Source organism: Lysobacter sp. Root983, from assembly GCF_001429345.1.
GTDB lineage: Bacteria > Pseudomonadota > Gammaproteobacteria > Xanthomonadales > Xanthomonadaceae > Lysobacter.
In genome coordinates, this window is the sequence record NZ_LMJO01000016.1 from 105,794 (window position 1) to 121,672 (window position 15,879).

18 protein-coding genes are annotated in these 15,879 nt (G+C 69.2%); 7 read left to right on the forward strand and 11 right to left on the reverse strand.

What is annotated here, in order from left to right; translation table 11 throughout:
- Window positions 1–8 precede the first annotated feature (8 nt).
- From lptD to ASE43_RS12750, 7 genes are all read left to right on the forward strand, one after another.
- Window positions 9–2,516, forward strand: a complete 2,508-nt coding sequence (lptD, locus tag ASE43_RS12720) for an LPS-assembly protein LptD (protein ID WP_057160724.1) — start codon at window positions 9–11, stop codon at window positions 2,514–2,516.
- Window positions 2,513–3,871, forward strand: coding sequence for a peptidylprolyl isomerase (locus ASE43_RS12725; protein WP_056182170.1), 1,359 nt, complete (start codon window positions 2,513–2,515; stop codon window positions 3,869–3,871). Before lptD ends, ASE43_RS12725 begins: the two co-directional genes overlap by 4 nt.
- Complete coding sequence (gene pdxA, locus ASE43_RS12730; protein WP_057160725.1) at window positions 3,872–4,858, forward strand: 4-hydroxythreonine-4-phosphate dehydrogenase PdxA; 987 nt, start codon at window positions 3,872–3,874, stop codon at window positions 4,856–4,858.
- The gene (rsmA, locus tag ASE43_RS12735; protein ID WP_056182180.1) at window positions 4,855–5,682 is read left to right on the forward strand and encodes a 16S rRNA (adenine(1518)-N(6)/adenine(1519)-N(6))-dimethyltransferase RsmA; all 828 of its coding nucleotides are present in this window, start codon (window positions 4,855–4,857) and stop codon (window positions 5,680–5,682) included. Before pdxA ends, rsmA begins: the two co-directional genes overlap by 4 nt.
- Before the next feature lie 121 nt (window positions 5,683–5,803).
- On the forward strand, window positions 5,804–6,187 hold the full coding sequence (gene apaG / locus ASE43_RS12740; RefSeq protein WP_055900614.1) for a Co2+/Mg2+ efflux protein ApaG: 384 nt from the start codon (window positions 5,804–5,806) through the stop codon (window positions 6,185–6,187).
- 19 nt (window positions 6,188–6,206) lie between these two features.
- Window positions 6,207–7,067, forward strand: a complete 861-nt coding sequence (locus ASE43_RS12745) for a symmetrical bis(5'-nucleosyl)-tetraphosphatase (protein WP_082576641.1) — start codon at window positions 6,207–6,209, stop codon at window positions 7,065–7,067.
- The gene (locus tag ASE43_RS12750) at window positions 7,064–7,774 is read left to right on the forward strand and encodes a DUF1287 domain-containing protein (protein ID WP_057160726.1); all 711 of its coding nucleotides are present in this window, start codon (window positions 7,064–7,066) and stop codon (window positions 7,772–7,774) included. Before ASE43_RS12745 ends, ASE43_RS12750 begins: the two co-directional genes overlap by 4 nt.
- A 368-nt stretch (window positions 7,775–8,142) precedes the next feature.
- Here the strand turns inward: ASE43_RS12750 and ASE43_RS12755 are convergent, their stop codons facing one another.
- The 11 genes from ASE43_RS12755 to ASE43_RS12805 all read right to left on the reverse strand — a co-directional run bounded on the left by ASE43_RS12755 (window position 8,143) and on the right by ASE43_RS12805 (window position 15,810).
- A complete protein-coding gene (locus ASE43_RS12755) occupies window positions 8,143–8,649 on the reverse strand; it encodes a dihydrofolate reductase (protein WP_057161119.1) in 507 nt (168 codons plus the stop codon).
- On the reverse strand, window positions 8,649–9,020 hold the full coding sequence (locus ASE43_RS12760; protein ID WP_057160728.1) for a DoxX family protein: 372 nt from the start codon (window positions 9,018–9,020) through the stop codon (window positions 8,649–8,651). Before ASE43_RS12760 ends, ASE43_RS12755 begins: the two co-directional genes overlap by 1 nt.
- 154 nt (window positions 9,021–9,174) lie before the next feature.
- Window positions 9,175–9,729 carry a DUF2059 domain-containing protein gene (locus tag ASE43_RS12765; protein ID WP_057160730.1) on the reverse strand — a complete coding sequence of 185 codons (555 nt, stop codon included), beginning with the start codon at window positions 9,727–9,729 and terminating at the stop codon, window positions 9,175–9,177.
- A 77-nt stretch (window positions 9,730–9,806) separates the two neighbouring features.
- Window positions 9,807–10,352: a hypothetical protein gene (locus tag ASE43_RS12770; protein ID WP_057160731.1), complete on the reverse strand. Its 546-nt coding sequence runs from the start codon at window positions 10,350–10,352 to the stop codon at window positions 9,807–9,809.
- Window positions 10,334–10,882, reverse strand: coding sequence for a hypothetical protein (locus ASE43_RS12775; RefSeq protein ID WP_057160733.1), 549 nt, complete (start codon window positions 10,880–10,882; stop codon window positions 10,334–10,336). Before ASE43_RS12775 ends, ASE43_RS12770 begins: the two co-directional genes overlap by 19 nt.
- Window positions 10,883–10,906: 24 nt before the next feature.
- Entirely contained in the window at window positions 10,907–11,701 is a 795-nt protein-coding gene (locus ASE43_RS21870; RefSeq protein ID WP_057160735.1) for a thymidylate synthase, read from the reverse strand.
- Window positions 11,702–11,704: 3 nt separating this feature from the next.
- Complete coding sequence (gene lgt, locus ASE43_RS21875; RefSeq protein ID WP_057160737.1) at window positions 11,705–12,583, reverse strand: prolipoprotein diacylglyceryl transferase; 879 nt, start codon at window positions 12,581–12,583, stop codon at window positions 11,705–11,707.
- 264 nt (window positions 12,584–12,847) lie between these two features.
- Window positions 12,848–13,336, reverse strand: a complete 489-nt coding sequence (locus ASE43_RS12790; RefSeq protein WP_057160739.1) for a TPM domain-containing protein — start codon at window positions 13,334–13,336, stop codon at window positions 12,848–12,850.
- A 14-nt stretch (window positions 13,337–13,350) separates the two neighbouring features.
- Window positions 13,351–14,277, reverse strand: a complete 927-nt coding sequence (locus ASE43_RS12795; RefSeq protein ID WP_057160741.1) for a YgcG family protein — start codon at window positions 14,275–14,277, stop codon at window positions 13,351–13,353.
- A 25-nt stretch (window positions 14,278–14,302) separates the two neighbouring features.
- The gene (locus ASE43_RS12800; protein ID WP_056182207.1) at window positions 14,303–14,947 is read right to left on the reverse strand and encodes a LemA family protein; all 645 of its coding nucleotides are present in this window, start codon (window positions 14,945–14,947) and stop codon (window positions 14,303–14,305) included.
- Window positions 14,948–15,075: 128 nt separating this feature from the next.
- Complete coding sequence (locus tag ASE43_RS12805; RefSeq protein WP_056182210.1) at window positions 15,076–15,810, reverse strand: TerC family protein; 735 nt, start codon at window positions 15,808–15,810, stop codon at window positions 15,076–15,078.
- Between the last annotated feature and the right edge of the window lie 69 nt (window positions 15,811–15,879).

Below are 15,879 nucleotides of genomic sequence, written 5' to 3' on the forward strand. Positions count from 1 at the left end.
ATGGCCGCGTGCACAAACCCCTACGCCTGCTTCCCTTGTCGCTGTGCATCGCCATCGCGCTGCCCGCCCAGGCCGCCTCCGGCGACGACGAGGAGAACTGGGGCCTGTGCCCGATCCAGGATGTGGTGCCCGCGTTCACCGACGCGCCCACCCCGGTCGGCACCGCCGAACAACGCACCAGCACCCCCACCGATATCGACGGCGGCGTGCTCGAACGCGCCGGCGACGACGAGAACATCGTCGTCCAGGACAACGTCAAGCTCAGCCGCGGCGACCAGTTCATCGGCACCGACAAGCTGTCCTACAACGAGAACACCGGCAAATACACCGCCGACGGCAACGTGCGCTACCAGGACAACGGCATGCGCATGACCGCGCAGCGCGCGTCCGGCGACCAGAACGCCGACACCCACCGCATCGAGGACGTGCAGTACCAGCTGACCCAGCGCCGCGGCAACGGCGGCGCCGAGCGCATCGACCTCACCGGCGCCAAGGGCAAGCTGGTCGGCTCGACCTATTCGACCTGCCCGCCCAACCAGCGCGTGTGGGAGCTGCGTTCGCGCCAGATCGACCTGGATACCGAGGACGGCTTCGGCGTCGCCCACAACGCGACCCTGCGCATCGGCAAGGTGCCGGTGCTGTACGTGCCCTGGTTCAAGTTCCCGATCGACGAACGCCGCCAGACCGGCCTGCTGTATCCGGCGATCTCGCTGTCGGGCAAGAACGGCTTCGACTACAAGCAGCCGATCTACCTCAACCTGGCGCCGAACTACGACGCCACCTTGTACCCGCGCATCATGGCCAAGCGCGGCGGCGTGCTCGGCGGCGAGTTCCGCTGGCTGTACCCGGACGGCAAGGGCGAGGTCTACGCCAACTTCATGCCCAGCGACAAGCTGCCGGGCGACCGGCCGTCGCGCTATACCGATTACGCCGACCTGGCGCTGCGCCCCGAGGAACTGCCCGACGACAACCGCGGCCAGTTCGCGCTCAAGGCCAGCCACAGCCTGGATGGCAACTGGTACGCCTCGACCAACCTGGCCTGGGTCAGCGACAAGTACTACCTGCAGGACTTCAGCAACAGCCTGTACGGCGTGTCCGCGTACTCGATCCGCAGCGACATCGGCCTGTACGGCCGCGGCCGCCACTGGGAAGCCGGCGTCATGGCCGACCACTACCAGCTCGCCGACTACACCCTGACCGAACGCAGCCTGCCCTACGACCGCCTGCCGCGCGCCTACTTCCGCTGGGCGCAGCCGTTCGGCCGCTGGTTCGAGGCCGGCGTCGACTCCGAGCTGGTGCGCTTCCAGCACACCGACGAAATCGTGCGCTACGCCCAGGCCGACGGTAAGCGGGTCTCGCGCGACGTGGCCCTGCCCGGCGGCAGCCGTTTCGACGTCAAGCCCTACGTCTCCTTGCCACTGGAAGGCGCGAGCTGGTTCATCCGGCCCAAGCTGGCCTTCCGCTACACCGCCTACGAGCTGGAAGCGGCCAAGGCGCGCGAACTGGCGACCACCAACGCGCGCGCCTACGCCCAGCAGCAGGGCATTGCCTACACGCCGGACATGGACGCGCGTTTCTACGACAAGTCGCCCAACCGCAGCCTGCCGATCACCTCGGTCGACGCCGGCCTGTACTTCGACCGCGACACCGAAATCCGCGGCGACCGCTACCTGCATACCCTGGAGCCGCGCCTGTTCTACCTGCGCGCGCCCTATCGCAACCAGGACGGCCTGCCGATCTTCGACACCGACCCCATGACCTTCAGCTGGGGCCAGCTGTTCCGCGAAAACCGCTACAGCGGCGCCGACCGCCAGACCGACGCCAACCAGCTCACCGTGGCCCTGACCACGCGCCTGATCAGCGAGGACGACGGCCGCGAGCGGCTGTCGGCCAGCATCGGCCAGATCCAGTACTTCGACGACAGCCGGGTCACCGTGCCCGGCGAAAGCCCGATCGAACAGGGCAAGTCGGCCTGGGTCGCCGACGTCAGCGTCTCGCCCAGCGACCGCTGGACCATCAACGGCACCTACCAGTACAACCCCAAGTTCAGCGGCCAGGACCTGGCCAGCCTGCGCGCGCGCTATTTGTTCGGCGACGCCGGCATCGTCAACATCGGCTACCGCTACCGCCGCAACCCGGTCACGCGCAAGGATCTGCTGGAGCAGGCCGACCTGTCGTTCCTGTATCCGATCAACGAAAACTGGAGCGTGGTCGGCCGCTACTACTACTCGTTGCTGGACAAGAAACCGCTGGAACAGATCGCCGGCCTACAGTGGGAAAGCTGCTGTCTGGCGGTGCGCGTGGTCGCCCGCCGCTACCTGCGCGACCGCTCCGGCGACCTCAATAGTTCGCTTCAGGTCGAGTTCGAACTCAAGGGCCTAGGCTCGGCCGGACAGAACACGGAGCGGGTATTGCGCCGTGCTATTCTCGGCTACGATCGCGACGATCTTTATCTCGTGCCGCCCTCGTCCGTGACCCGCGGCCAGACCGATCCCACCCCCGACCCGACCCTATGAAGAAACTACTCGCTTGTGTGCTGGCCGTCGGCGTGCTGTCCGGCGGGGTGCTGCTGCCCATCGGCGCGGCGTCCGCCCAGGAAGTGCAGCCGATCGATCGTATCGCCGCGGTGGTGGACGAGGACGTGGTCCTGCGCACCGAACTCGACCGCGCCGTGACCAACATCCTGGCCCAGTACGCCGGCCGCGAGAACCAGCTGCCGCCGCGCGACGTGCTGGAACGGCAGGTGCTCGAGCGCCTGATCCTGCTCAAGATCCAGGTCGCCTACGCCCAGAACAGCGGCGTGCGCGTGACCGACCAGGAAGTCGACCAGGCCATCGGCGGCATCGCCCAGCAGAACCGCATCAGCCTGGAGCAGCTGCGCCAGCAGCTGGCCCGCGACGGCGGCAGCTACAACGAATTCCGCGCCTCGATCCGCGACGAACTGCTGACCCAGCGCCTGCGTCAGCGCTTCGCCCAGACCCGCGTATCGGTCAGCGACGCCGAGATCGACGCCGCCCTGGCCGCGCAGGCCAATTCCGGCACCCAGTACCACCTGGCCCACATCCTTGTCGGCCTGCCCGAGGGCGCCACCGCCGAGCAGATCGCCACCGCCCAGAAGAAGATCGAGGGCGTGAAGGCCCTGATCGACAAGGGCGAGATGGACTTCGCCGCGGCCGCGGTGCGCTACTCCGACAGCCCCAACGCACTGGAAGGCGGCGACCTGGGCTGGCGTAGCACCGACGAAATCCCGAACGCCTTCGCCGAGCTGATGCGCAACATGAGCGCCGGCCAGGTGACCGCGCCGATCCGCGGCCCCAGCGGCTTCCAGCTGCTCAAGCTGGTCGAGACCCGCGACGCCTCGCAGGCCGCGCCGGCCATGGTCACCCAGTACAAGGCCCGCCACATCCTGGTCCGCGTCACCGACACCGTCACCGAAGCGCAGGCCAAGGCCAAGGCCGAGACCCTGCGCGCGCGTCTGGCCGGCGGCGCCGCCTTCGACGAAGTGGTCAAGGACAGCGAAGACCTGAATTCGCGCGCCAAGGGCGGCGACCTCGGCTGGTTCACCCAGGACGAGTTCGGCCCCGAGTTCGGCGGCGCCGTCGCCGGTCTGCAGGACAACCAGATCTCGCAGCCGATCCGCACCCCGGCCGGCTGGCACATCGTCGAGCGCACCGGCAGCCGTCAGACCGACGTCGGCGACCGCAACCGCCGCGCCCAGGTCCAGGAAACGATCGGCCGGCGCAAGCTCGAGGATGAGTGGAACCGCTTCCTGCGCGAGAAGCGCGGCGAAGCCTTCATCGACATCCGCGTCGGCAAGGCCGCCGCTACCGACGCGCCCGCAGCGCCCACCGCGCCCGCCAGCGGCGGCTGAGTGCACCCTCCCCGGCTCGCGCTGGTGCCGGGCGAGCCGGCCGGCGTCGGGCCGGAGCTGTGCCTGCGGCTGATCCAGCGCCCGCGCGACTACGCCCTGACCGCCTACGCCGACCCGCGCAGCCTGCGCGCCGCGGCCGAAGCCCTGAACCTGCCCCTGAAGCTGCTGCCGCCCGAACAGGCGGCCTTGCGGCCGGGCGAGCTGTCCCTGGTCGAGATCGAACAGGCCAGCCTGCCCGCGTTCGGCAGCCCCGACCCCGCCAACGCCGGCGCGGTGATCCGGGCCCTGCACGAGGCGGCCCAGGGCTGCCTGCGCGGCGACTACGACGGCCTGGTCACCGGCCCGGTGCACAAGGCCGCGATCAACGAGGGTGGCATTCCCTACACCGGCACCACCGAGCTGCTGGCCGCCCAGGCCGGCTGCGAGGTGGTGATGATGCTGGCCAACGACCTGGTCCGGGTCGCCCTGGCGACCACCCACCTGCCGCTGCGCGCGGTCGCCGACGCGATCCAGGCCGAGCCGTTGACGCGCACCCTGCGCATCGTCCACGCCGCCCTGCGCGCCGATTTCGGCATCGCCGAACCGGCCATCGCGGTGCTCGGGCTCAACCCGCACGCGGGCGAGGCCGGGCATCTGGGGCGCGAGGAGATCGAGGTCATCGAACCGGTGTTGGCGCAACTGCGCGCCCAGGGCCTGAACCTCATCGGCCCGCTGCCGGCCGACACCGCCTTCCTGCCGGCCAAGCTGCGCGGCTTCGATGCGGTGGTGGCCATGTACCACGACCAGGGCCTGCCGGTACTCAAGTACAGTGGCTTCGAGCGCGCGGTGAACCTGACCCTGGGCCTGCCCTACCCGCGCGTCGCCGTCGACCACGGCACCGCCCTGGACCTGGCCGGTCGCGGCCTGGCCGACCCTTCCAGCCTGATCGCCGCGGCCGAGACCTGCGCCCGCATCGCGCGCACCCGCCAGCACGGAGCACCGTCATGACCGGCACGGCCAAAGCCCACGCCAAAGGCTTCACCGCCGACGCCAAGAAGCACCTTGGCCAGCACTTCCTGCACGACCGCGACATCATCGCGATGATCGTGCAGGCGGTGGATCCGCAGCCCGGCGACCGCCTGGTCGAGATCGGCCCCGGCCAGGGCGCGATCACCTTCCCGCTGCTGGACCGCCACGGCGAGCTGACCGTGATCGAGTTCGACCGCGACCTGATCTTCCCGCTCACCGAGGGCGCGCGCGCCCACGGCACGCTCGAGGTCATACACCGCGACGTGCTCACCGTCGATTTCGGCGCGCTGGCCCACAACAACGGGCCGATCCGCCTGGTCGGCAACCTGCCCTACAACCTGTCCTCGCCGATCCTGTTCCATGCCCTGGAACACGCCGAGGCGATCGTCGACATGCACTTCATGCTGCAGAAGGAAGTCGTCGACCGCATGGCGGCCGGCCCCGGCAGCAAGGTCTACGGCCGGCTCGGGGTGATGCTGCAGGCCTATTGCGAGGTCACCGCCCTGTTCGACGTGCCGCCGGCCGCGTTCCGGCCGCCGCCGAAGGTGGATTCGGCGGTGGTGCGGCTGATCCCGCGCGCGCCCGAGCGCATCGGCATCGACGACCACGCGCGCTTCGCGCGGGTGGTGCGCGACGCCTTCGGCCAACGCCGCAAGACCTTGCGCAACGCGCTGTCGCAGATTTGCGACGCGGCCGCGATCGAAGCCGCCGGCGTGCGTCCCGATGCGCGCGCCGAGCAGATCGAGGTCGCCGATTTCGTGCGCCTGGCGAATTCGCTCAAGGGCCTGGCACCGGAAAACTGAGCCGGAATACCGGTTCTGACGGGCGTCGATACGGTCTCCGACCGCGCCGGCGCGCCCGCATCGCGACCTGGTACGCGAATGCTCATTCCCGCTTCATGCCCGCTTTGCTTACACTGCCTGCATGGAACACCGCCACGACTACGCTTTCGACATCGCCGTCGCCACCCGCTACCTCGACGATCAGTCCGAGCCGGAGCAGGACCGCTACGTCTTTGCCTACACCATCAACATCCGCAACGCCGGTCGCGTGCCCGCGCGCCTGCTCTCGCGCCACTGGGTGATCACCGACGCCAACGGCAAGGTCCAGGAGGTCGAGGGCGAAGGCGTGGTCGGCGAGCAACCCTGGCTGCGTCCGGGCGAGGACTTCGAGTACACCTCCGGTGCGGTGCTGGAAACCAGCCTGGGCACGATGGAGGGCAGCTATGCGATGGTCGCCGACGACGGCACCCGCTTCGAAGCGCCGATCCCGGCCTTCACCCTGACCGTGCCGCGCACCCTGCACTGACGGCACGGAACGATCGGATATGAGCGTCTGGGCCATCGGCGACCTGCAAGGCTGCTACGACCCCACCCAGCGATTGCTGGAGCGGATCAATTTCGACCCCGCCCGCGACACGCTGTGGTTCTGCGGCGACCTGGTCAACCGCGGCGGACAGTCGCTGGAGACGCTGCGCCTGGTGCATTCGCTACGCGCCAACAGCGTGGTCGTGCTGGGCAACCACGACCTGTCGCTGCTGGCGATCGGCGAACGCCGCGAGGAAGAGCAGCGCAAGGTCAATCCCGATCTGCAACGCATCGTGCTGGCCCAGGACCGCGACGAACTGCTGGGCTGGCTGCGCCGGCAGAAGCTGGTCCACGCCGACCGCTCGCTGGGCTGGATGATGGTGCACGCCGGCCTGGCGCCGAAGTGGACCACCCAACTGGCCGAACGCCACGCGCGCGAGATCGAAGAGCGCCTGCACAGCGATCAGTACCAGCGCCTGCTCAAGAACATGTACGGCGACCGCCCGGCCTGGAACCCCAAGCTGGCCGGCATCGATCGCCACCGCGCGATCATCAACATCTTCACCCGTCTGCGTTATTGCACGCCGCGCGGCCGCATCGCATTCGAGGACAAGGGCAGCCCGGGCACCCAACCGGTCGGCCTGTACCCCTGGTACGAAGTGCCGGGCCGGGTCGAGCGCGACCTCAAGATCGTGTGCGGCCATTGGTCGACGCTGGGCTTGTTCATCGGCCACGGCGTGCATGCCATCGATACGGGCGCGGTCTGGGGCGGCAAGCTCACCGCCCTGCAGCTGGACACCGACGAGTTGCGCATCGTGCAGGTGCCGGGCCGCGACGTGCCGGCCAATCCGCCCAAGCCGCGTCCGCCGCGCCCGGCATGACGCCGCGCATCGCGACGCTGCTGCGCTACGCGGCCGTCGCCTTGCTGGCCGCGGCCTGCGCGGCATGCGCGGACCGCTCCAACGACAGTCCTGCCCAGCCTGCGGCCGCGCAGGCGCCCGCCGCCGCGCCGCCCGCGCCTGCGCGCGCGAGCGCGCCCACCCATCCGTTGGTGCGCGCGGCGCGCGCCCAGGTCGGCGTGGTGCGCTACTACGATCCCGCCTATGTGCGCCTGGACTACCCCGGCGGCGACGTCGCCGCCGACCGCGGCGTGTGCACCGACGTGGTGATCCGCGCCCTGCGCGCGCAGGGCCTGGACCTGCAACAGGCCGTGCATGAGGACATGCGCGCGAACTTCGCGCGCTATCCGCAAAACTGGGGCGCGCGCGGCACCGACCGCAGCATCGACCACCGCCGCGTGCCCAACCTGCGGCGCTGGTTCGAACGCCAGGGCTGGCAGCAGACCGTCAGCGATCGCGCCGTCGATTACCGCCCGGGCGACCTGGTCACCTGGGACCTGGGCGGCGGCACCCCGCACATCGGCATCGTCTCCGACCGCAAAGGCTGGCGCGGCGATCCGCTGATCCTGCACAACATCGCCCGCGGCACCGAGGAGGGCGATCTGTTGTTCGCCTACGAGATCACCGGGCACTACCGGCCGGTGTTGGCGGCGGTGAAGCAGGAAGCAGAAGTGAGCGGTGAGGAGTGAGGAGTGAGCGGATGCGGTGGCCGGCGGTGCGGCGGCAACCACGCCATCGCCCCATCCGGATCCGCGCGGCGATGCGGTTCGCCTAAGGCTCACCGCATCCTACGAGAGCGGTGAATGTCGCCGCGGCTACGCCAGCCGTAGGGTGCGGTGATAACCGCAGCATCGCCATCTCCCGCTCCGTGCGGCGATGCGGTTCGCCTAAGGCTCACCGCATCCTACGAGAGCGGTGAATGTCGCTGCGGCTACGCCAGCCGTAGGGTGCGGTGACAACCGCACCATCGCCGTCTCCCGCTCCGTCGCGGTGATGCGGTTCGCCTGCGGCTCACCGCATCCTACGGGGTCGATGGCGCGAGGCCGGAGTCCTGGCCTCAGGCATCCATGCCGATACGCGCGTAGTCGACGAATTCGAACGCGAAGGCGTGGCGCTCGTCGGCAGCGTGATGTTCGCGCGCGAGCACGCGCCATTCCTGGGTGTCGAAGCGCGGGAAATGCGCATCCGCGTCGGCGACCACGGTGTCGACATAAGTCAGGTGCAGATGGGTCGCGGCCGGCAGGCACAGCGTGTAGATTTCGCCACCGCCGATCACGCACAGCTCCGGCGCGCCGTCCTCGTGCGCGAGCGCGAGCGCTTCCTCCACCGAGGTCACCGCCTGCATGCCCGCGTACGGCACCTCGCCCGAACGCGTGAGCACCAGGTTGCGCCGGCCCGGCAGGGCGCGCCCCAGCGACTGCGCGGTCTTGCGCCCCATCAGCACCGGCTTGCCCAGGGTCAGCGCCTTGAAGCGCTTGAGATCGTCGGGCAGGCGCCACGGCAACTCGTTGCCGCGGCCGATGCCGCGCTCGTGGTCCAAGGCCGCGATCAGCGACAAGCGCATCATGGCCGCTTACGCCAGACGCGGTCGAGCGAGTAGCGTCCGCCGCCGGTGAACATCAGGCACAGCCCAACCGCGACCAGGGCCAGGGCCGGAAACGCGCCGGGATACGGCGCTTTCGAATCCACCATCCACACCGCGACCACGAAGTTGATCGCGATCACCAGGCCGGCGAAGCGCGTGCACAGGCCCAGCACCAGGGCCAGGCCGCCGAAGAACTGGCCGATCACCGACAGCACCGCGCACGCCAGCGGGAACGCGAACCCGTGGTGGGCCATGAAATCGCGGAACTCGAGCATGCGCGCCCACGAGAACACGTTGTCCTGGGTCATCAACATCAGGTGCGCGCCGATCGCGACGCGCAGAATCAGCAACCCCAGATCGGCGCGGCGCTCGCATGCGTCTTCGACTGCCTGGTGCCAACTCGCTATTGGGTTCATCCGCACACCTCAGTCCGAAACCATGCCTGCGTCCCCGCACCGCCCCCGCCGCGTCCCGCGCCCCGGGACGCACCGTCGGCTCGCGCGTTCAGTCCTTGTCGCGCGGGCAGGTCATCATCACCGGCACCAGCTTGGTGACCATGTCGGTCATCATGGCCTTGAACGCCGGCGATTCGTCCATCTTGTCGGTCATCTCGGTCATGGCTTTTTCGACCTCGACGTTCGAGGCCTGGCTGTGCTGCAGGTACTGCTTGCCGGCCGGCGTGTCGACGAAGGCCAGGTAGGCGTTGAGATCGGCCTCGGTCAGCTGCTTGCGCATGGCCGCCAGGATCTGCGCCTTGAGCTCCGGCGAATGGAAGTAGTCGGTGATGGCCTTGCGGAACTCGTTCTTGGAGAACTCATCGATCGCCTTGCCCAGCGCCGGGCAGGCCTTGGCCTCGGGCTTGGACATCGCGCCCTCGCGGAACTTCTCCGACAGCTCGTCGATGCCGAGCTGCTCGATCTGATGGCCGTAGGTCATCGCGTAGTAGCGTTCCAGCGCGGCCTCGTACTTCGGCGAGGTCGCCGCCTGCGCGTTGCCCAGGCCTACCACGATGGCCAACGCGAGCGCGCCGGCGGACACCATCCCCTTGAAATTCGACACTGCACTTCCCCTCGTAGTGATAGCGATCTGTTGCGACGGCACGGCCACGCGCCCGCCGCTCCCCGTTAACGGCATGCTCAACCCGCGCCCTGCTCCGCGCGGCATCGCTTCAACTGCGCGCGCGCGTTTTGCAGCGCATCGACCATGGCGGTGGCGAAGCGGCTGTCCTGGCTGACGCTGCGCAGGAAATCCGCACTCAGCTCGCGGAACGAACTGGCTATCTTGGCCGACTGCTCCGGACGCGACGGCGCATTGCCGCCCTCGGCGGTCACGCGCAGTTGCTCGGCATCGTAGACATCCACCAGGATGCCCTCCACGCGCCGCTGCATCTGTTCGCTGAAGAACAGCTCCAACACCAGCGCCGTGGTGTCGCGCTCGAGATCGGCGCGCGCCTGCTGCTTGGAGGCGGCCTCGCAACCGTCGAGCGCGCTGGGCTCGCCGCTGGCCAGACTGTCCGCATAGGCTTTCTTCATCATCTCGCGCAGCGCCGGCTGGATACGCGCGTAAGCGCGGGCGGCCAGCGCGCGCTCGTCGTCCGAGGTCTGCGCGGATGCGGCCGGCAGCCACAGCGCCGCCGCCAGCAAGGCCGCGAACGCGGCCCGGCTCAGGGCGTCGAACCGCATCGCAATTCCATCCTTTCGATCGCCACGATCATCTCGTCGTCGAGCGCGAAATCGGCCGGGCGCTCGTAGCGCAGCACCGCCATCTTCTCGCCCATGGGCGCCATCCACATCGTCGCGGCGCCGCCACCGTCACGCACCGAGTCCATGCGGTAGGCGCGTCGTTCGCCCAGCGTCACCCAGCCGTTGACCTTGCCCAGGGTCTGGCGCTGCATCACCGCCAGTCCCTGCATCAGGATCTCGAGGTTCTTCTCGCTGCGTAGGTCCGGCGGCGCGCTCGCGCAGGATTGCAGCAGGCTCGCCTGCGCGGTCTTGCCGTTGCGGGTGTGGCGCAGGACCTGGCTGCTGCGCGGGCCGCTGCCGGTGGTCTGCAATGCCGGCGGCTCGGCCTCGATGCCGGCCGGCAGGCGGATGCTGCCGGCGGGACCGTCGGCGCGGGCCGGCTCCGGATCGGCGGCCAGCAGCGCGGTCGCGCACAGGGCCGCGACCAGGCCCAGCGCCCAGGCGGCGGTGACGGATCCTCGTCCCCTCATGCGCCCTCCCCCGGGGCTATGCCCTCAGACCGCGACCGGCGCCTTGATCGCCGGCAAGGGGTCGTAGCGTTCGATCGCGATGTCGTCGTAGCGGAAACCGAAGATGTCGGTCACCTGCGGATTCAGCCTCAGCGTCGGCAGCGCGCGCGGTTCGCGCGACAGCTGCTCGCGCGCCTGCTCGTAATGGTTGGAGTACAGATGCGCGTCGCCCAGGGTGTGCACGAAATCGCCCACGCCCAGCCCGCAGACCTGCGCGACCATGTGGGTCAGCAGCGCGTAGCTGGCGATGTTGAACGGCACGCCCAGGAAGATGTCGCCGCTGCGCTGATAGAGCTGGCAGCTGAGCTTGCCGTCGGCGACGTAGAACTGAAACAGGGTGTGGCAGGGCATCAGCGCCATGCGCGGCAGGTCGGCGACGTTCCAGGCGCTGACGATCAGGCGGCGCGAATCGGGATTGCGCTTGATCTCGTCGATCACCCAGCGGATCTGGTCGATCTCGACGCCGTCGGCGCCGGCCCAGCGCCGCCACTGCTTGCCGTAGACCGGGCCCAGCTCGCCGTCGGCGTCGGCCCATTCGTCCCAGATGCCGACCTTGTTGTCCTTCAGGTAGGCGACATTGGTGTCGCCCTGCAGGAACCACAGCAGCTCGTGCACGATCGAGCGCAAGTGCAGCTTTTTGGTCGTGACCAGCGGGAAACCCTGGTTCAGATCGAAGCGCAGCTGCCAGCCGAACACGCTGCGCGTGCCGGTGCCGGTGCGGTCGGATTTTTCGCTGCCGTGCTCCAGCACGTGCCGCAGCAGGTCGAGGTATTGGCGCATCGATCAGCCCTCCTTCGGCGCGACGGCTTGCGGTTGCAGGGTCGGCGAGCGGCGCGACAGCCACAGCCAGTACAGGCCCAGCAGGATCAGCGGCACGCTCAGCAACTGGCCCATGGTCAGCCAGCCGAAGGCGATGTAGCCGGGCTTGGCGTCGGGCACGCGCACGAACTCGATCAGGAAGCGGAAGCAGCCGTACAGCAGCGCGAACAGGCCCGACACCGCATAACGCGGACGCGGCTTGCTGGAGAACCACCACAGCAGCACGAACATGGTCAGGCCCTCGAGCGCGGCCTGGTAGAGCTGCGAGGGATGGCGCGCGAAATGGTTGAGCGCGCCGGTCGCGTACTGGCCCTGGATCTGCTGCGCGGTCCAGTTACCGAACTCCGGCGCGCGCGGGAAGATCACGCCCCAGCCGGCCTCGGTGAACTTGCCCCAGAGCTCGCCGCCGATGTAGTTGCCCAGGCGCCCGAAGCCCAGGCCCGGCGGCACCAGCGGGGCGACGAAATCCATCACGTCGAAGAAATGCAGGCGCTGCTTGCGCGCCCACCACAGCGCCGCGGCCATCACACCCAGCAGGCCGCCGTGGAAGCTCATGCCGCCTTCCCAGATGCGGAACAGCATCAGCGGGTCCTGCAGCAGATCGCCGAAGGCGTAGAACAGCACGTAGCCGAAACGGCCGCCCAGCACCACGCCCAGCATGGCGTAGAACAGGAGGTCGCCGTAGGCCTGTTCGCTCACGCCCGGCAGGCGCCCGGCGCGCACCCGGCGCTGCCCCAGCCACCAGGCCAGGCCGAAGCCGATCAGGTACATGATCCCGTACCAATGCACTTGCAGCGGGCCGAGATGGATGGCGATCGGATCGATCTGGTGCAGGTAGATCATGCGGCGTAGCGACCCGGCGGTTTGGGGATGCCGGTATTGTGCCCGAGGGGCATGGCGTGTGCCTTGCCCGGCCGTGACCGGAAGGCGATTGCGGCGAAACGGAGCGTCGCAGCCGTCGCGCCGCTCGGCGGGGCCCCGCCAGTCGCTTTGGGGTAGGAGCGACGTGAGTCGCGACCGGACGCCCTGCGGGCGGCGCGGCCGATGAGGTGGCGCGGTCGCGGCTCACGCCGCTCCTACCCCACGGCTGCGGCCTTCAAGCCCCGATCAAAGAATCCGCGGCAGATCCGGCAGTTCGTTGACGTCCTGATCGCCGTCCGCGCGCGGGTAATGCTCGGCCAGCAGCGCCGACAGCGCCTCGATCCCGCCCAGCACGGCGGCCTCGGGGTCGCCCAAGCGCAAGCGTTCCTCGACCAGCTGGCAGACCCCGCGCCACTGCTCGGCGCTGACCCGGCCCTCGAAGCCGCGGTCGGCGACGATCTCGATGCGGTGATCGGCCAGCAGCAAGTACAACAGCACGCCGTTGTTGGCGCGCGTGTCCCAGACCCGCAACTGCGCGAACGCGTCCACGGCCGCGGCGCGCGCCTGGCGGCCGGCCCAGACCGCGCGCGGGTGCAGCGCGGGCTCGACCGCGAAACAGATCTCGCCGCTGTGGCGCAGCTCGCTGGCCGCGATCGCCGCGGCGATGCGCCGCAACAAGGGCTCGGGGAACAGGCGCGTGGCCGAGGGCGCGAACAGGTGTTTGAGCAGGCGCATGGGCGTGGTCTCCGTCACCAGCTACCGGAGGCGCCACCGCCTCCGCTCATGCCGCCGCCACCGGACCAGCCGCCGCCACCGCCACCGCCGCCGAAACCGCCGCCTCCCCAACCGCCGCCGCCTCCGCCCCAACCGCCCCAGCCCGCGTCGCGGGCGAAACGGCCGCCGCGCGGCGTGCTGATCAGGCCGATCACGAAACCGATCACCGCGCCGATGCCGCCGACCAGCAACAGCGAGGAAATCAGCCAGGCCACGCCGCCGGCCGCGCCGGCGCCGAGCAGGGCGCGCAGCGGCCGCGGCGCGCTGCCGAAAATGCCGCGCGCGACCTGAGCCACGATGAAGGCCACGAATAGGGCGATCAGGAAGCTCTCGCCGCCGCCACCGCCCTCGTCGCCGCGGTTGTCGGCCATCGGCGCCGGCAAGGGCTCGCCGTCGATGAGCTTGGTCAGCGCCGCGCTGGCCTCGGTGATGCCGCCGGCGTAGTCGCCGCTGCGGAAATGCGGCACCAGATATTCCTGGATCACGCGGCTGGCGGTGGCGTCGGGGATCGCGCCTTCCAGGCCGTAACCGACCTCGATGCGGACCCGCCTATCTTCCTTGGCGACCACCAGCAGGACGCCGTCGTCGACGCCCTTGCGGCCGATCTTCCACTGCTCGAACGCGCGCACCGCGTACTGGGCAATGTCTTCGGGCTGGGTGGTCGGCACCACCAGCACCTGCAGCTGGCTGCCCTTGCGCTGTTGCAGCGCGCGCGCCTGCGCTTCCAGGTTCTGGCGGGTGGCGGCGTCGAGGGTGCCGGTGGTGTCGATCACCGGCGTATCCAGGGCCGGGATCGGCGCCAGCGTCTGCGCCTGCGCGACCGCGCAGACCAGCCACAGCAGCAACAGCGCGCACCAGCCGCGCGCCAGGGCGCGGCCGGTGTTCGCGAATGCGCGCTTCATCGCCCGGCGTCCGCCGCCGCGCCGATCAGCCCGCCGGCGCCGGCTGCTGCTGCGCGGGCGCCGGCTGCGGCGCGGGCTGCGCGGCCGGCTGGCCGAAGTCGACCTTGGGCGCTTCCTGGATCTGCTGCTCGTTCTCGACCGAGAAGTTGGGCTTGGCCTTGTAGCCGAACATCATCGCGGTCAGGTTCTGCGGGAACGAACGCACGTAGGTGTTGTAGTCCTGCACCGACTGGATGTAGCGCTGGCGCTCGACGGTGATGCGGTTCTCGGTGCCTTCCAGCTGCGCCTGCAACTGCAGGAAGTTCTGGTCGGCCTTGAGCTGCGGATAATTCTCGCTGACCACCAGCAGACGGCCGATCGCGCTCTTGAGTTCGCCCTGGGCCTGCTGGAACTGCTCCACCGAGGCCGGATCGTCGGCGTTGACGTTGATGCTGCCGACCTTGGCGCGCGCCTCGGTCACCTGGGTCAGCACCTGCTGCTCGTGACTGGCGTAGCCCTTCACGGTCGCGACCAGGTTGGGCACCAGATCGGCACGTCGCTTGTAGACGTTGAGCACCTGCGACCAGGACGCCTTCACCGCTTCGTCCTTCTGCTGGATGGTGTTGTAGCCGCAGCCGCTGAGCAGGGCGGCCGCCGCGACCAGCAGCAGGGACATCATGAGCTTACGCATGGCGCAACTCCTTCGTGAGGATGGCGCATTGCACCACCCGCGCCCCACGCTTGCAATGGACGCCGTGTGAGGGTCGCGTCGCGATCGCGGCGCCGCCGCGTGGGCGGCGCCGTGCGGGCGCGCCTGCCTCAGTCGGGCTGAACCCGCGCCATGGCGCGGCGCTTGGCCCACAGGTTGAGGCACTCGACCAGGGCCGAGAAACCCATCGCGCCGTAGATGTAGCCCTTCGGGATGTGCAACTCGAAACCGTCGGCGACCAGGTAAACGCCGACCAGGACGATGAAGGCCAGGGCCAGCATCTTGATGGTCGGGTTGCGGTCGATGAACTCGCCCAGCGGCTTGGAGGCCAGCAGCATCACCGCCACCGCCAGCAGGATCGCCGCGACCATCACCGGGGTGTGGCTGGCCATACCGACCGCGGCGATCACCGAGTCCAGCGAGAACACGATGTCGATCACCGCGATCTGCGCGATCACCGCCATGAACGAGGCCGCCGGCTTGGAGTGCACGTCCTCGGACTCGCCCGCGCCAACGATCATGTCGCGCATTTCCATCGAGCCCTTCACCAGCAGGAAGGCGCCGCCCAGGATCAGGACCAGGTCGCGCACCGAGATGCCCTGGCCGAATACCGAGAACAGATCGCTGGTCAGGCCGGCCAACCAGGCCAGGGTCAGCAGCAGCGCGATGCGCGTGATGCAGGCCACCGCGATGCCGAACTTGCGGGCCTTCTCGCGTTGCGCGTACGGCAGCTTGCTGACCGCGATCGAGATGAAGACGAGGTTGTCGATGCCCAGCACGATCTCGATCGCGCTCAGGGTGACCAGGGTGATCCAGACTTGCGGATCGGTTAGCAGCTCAATCACTAGCGGGTTTCCTAGGCTTACAAAACGGGGGCTGCGCGCGATGCGCGCGGCGGATTAGGGCACGGTTGC

What these genes read in the sequence shown, in the direction of transcription:
- ASE43_RS12725 (WP_056182170.1), top strand. Translation starts at nt 2,513, where the DNA reads ATGAAGAAACTACTCGCTTGTGTGCTGGCCGTCGGCGTGCTGTCCGGC.
- rsmA (WP_056182180.1), top strand. Translation starts at nt 4,855, where the DNA reads ATGACCGGCACGGCCAAAGCCCACGCCAAAGGCTTCACCGCCGACGCC.
- apaG (WP_055900614.1), top strand. Translation starts at nt 5,804, where the DNA reads ATGGAACACCGCCACGACTACGCTTTCGACATCGCCGTCGCCACCCGC.
- ASE43_RS12745 (WP_082576641.1), top strand. Translation starts at nt 6,207, where the DNA reads ATGAGCGTCTGGGCCATCGGCGACCTGCAAGGCTGCTACGACCCCACC.
- ASE43_RS12750 (WP_057160726.1), top strand. Translation starts at nt 7,064, where the DNA reads ATGACGCCGCGCATCGCGACGCTGCTGCGCTACGCGGCCGTCGCCTTG.
- ASE43_RS12755 (WP_057161119.1), bottom strand. Translation starts at nt 8,649, where the DNA reads ATGCGCTTGTCGCTGATCGCGGCCTTGGACCACGAGCGCGGCATCGGC.
- ASE43_RS12770 (WP_057160731.1), bottom strand. Translation starts at nt 10,352, where the DNA reads ATGCGGTTCGACGCCCTGAGCCGGGCCGCGTTCGCGGCCTTGCTGGCG.
- ASE43_RS12775 (WP_057160733.1), bottom strand. Translation starts at nt 10,882, where the DNA reads ATGAGGGGACGAGGATCCGTCACCGCCGCCTGGGCGCTGGGCCTGGTC.
- ASE43_RS21870 (WP_057160735.1), bottom strand. Translation starts at nt 11,701, where the DNA reads ATGCGCCAATACCTCGACCTGCTGCGGCACGTGCTGGAGCACGGCAGC.
- lgt (WP_057160737.1), bottom strand. Translation starts at nt 12,583, where the DNA reads ATGATCTACCTGCACCAGATCGATCCGATCGCCATCCATCTCGGCCCG.
- ASE43_RS12790 (WP_057160739.1), bottom strand. Translation starts at nt 13,336, where the DNA reads ATGCGCCTGCTCAAACACCTGTTCGCGCCCTCGGCCACGCGCCTGTTC.
- ASE43_RS12795 (WP_057160741.1), bottom strand. Translation starts at nt 14,277, where the DNA reads ATGAAGCGCGCATTCGCGAACACCGGCCGCGCCCTGGCGCGCGGCTGG.
- ASE43_RS12800 (WP_056182207.1), bottom strand. Translation starts at nt 14,947, where the DNA reads ATGCGTAAGCTCATGATGTCCCTGCTGCTGGTCGCGGCGGCCGCCCTG.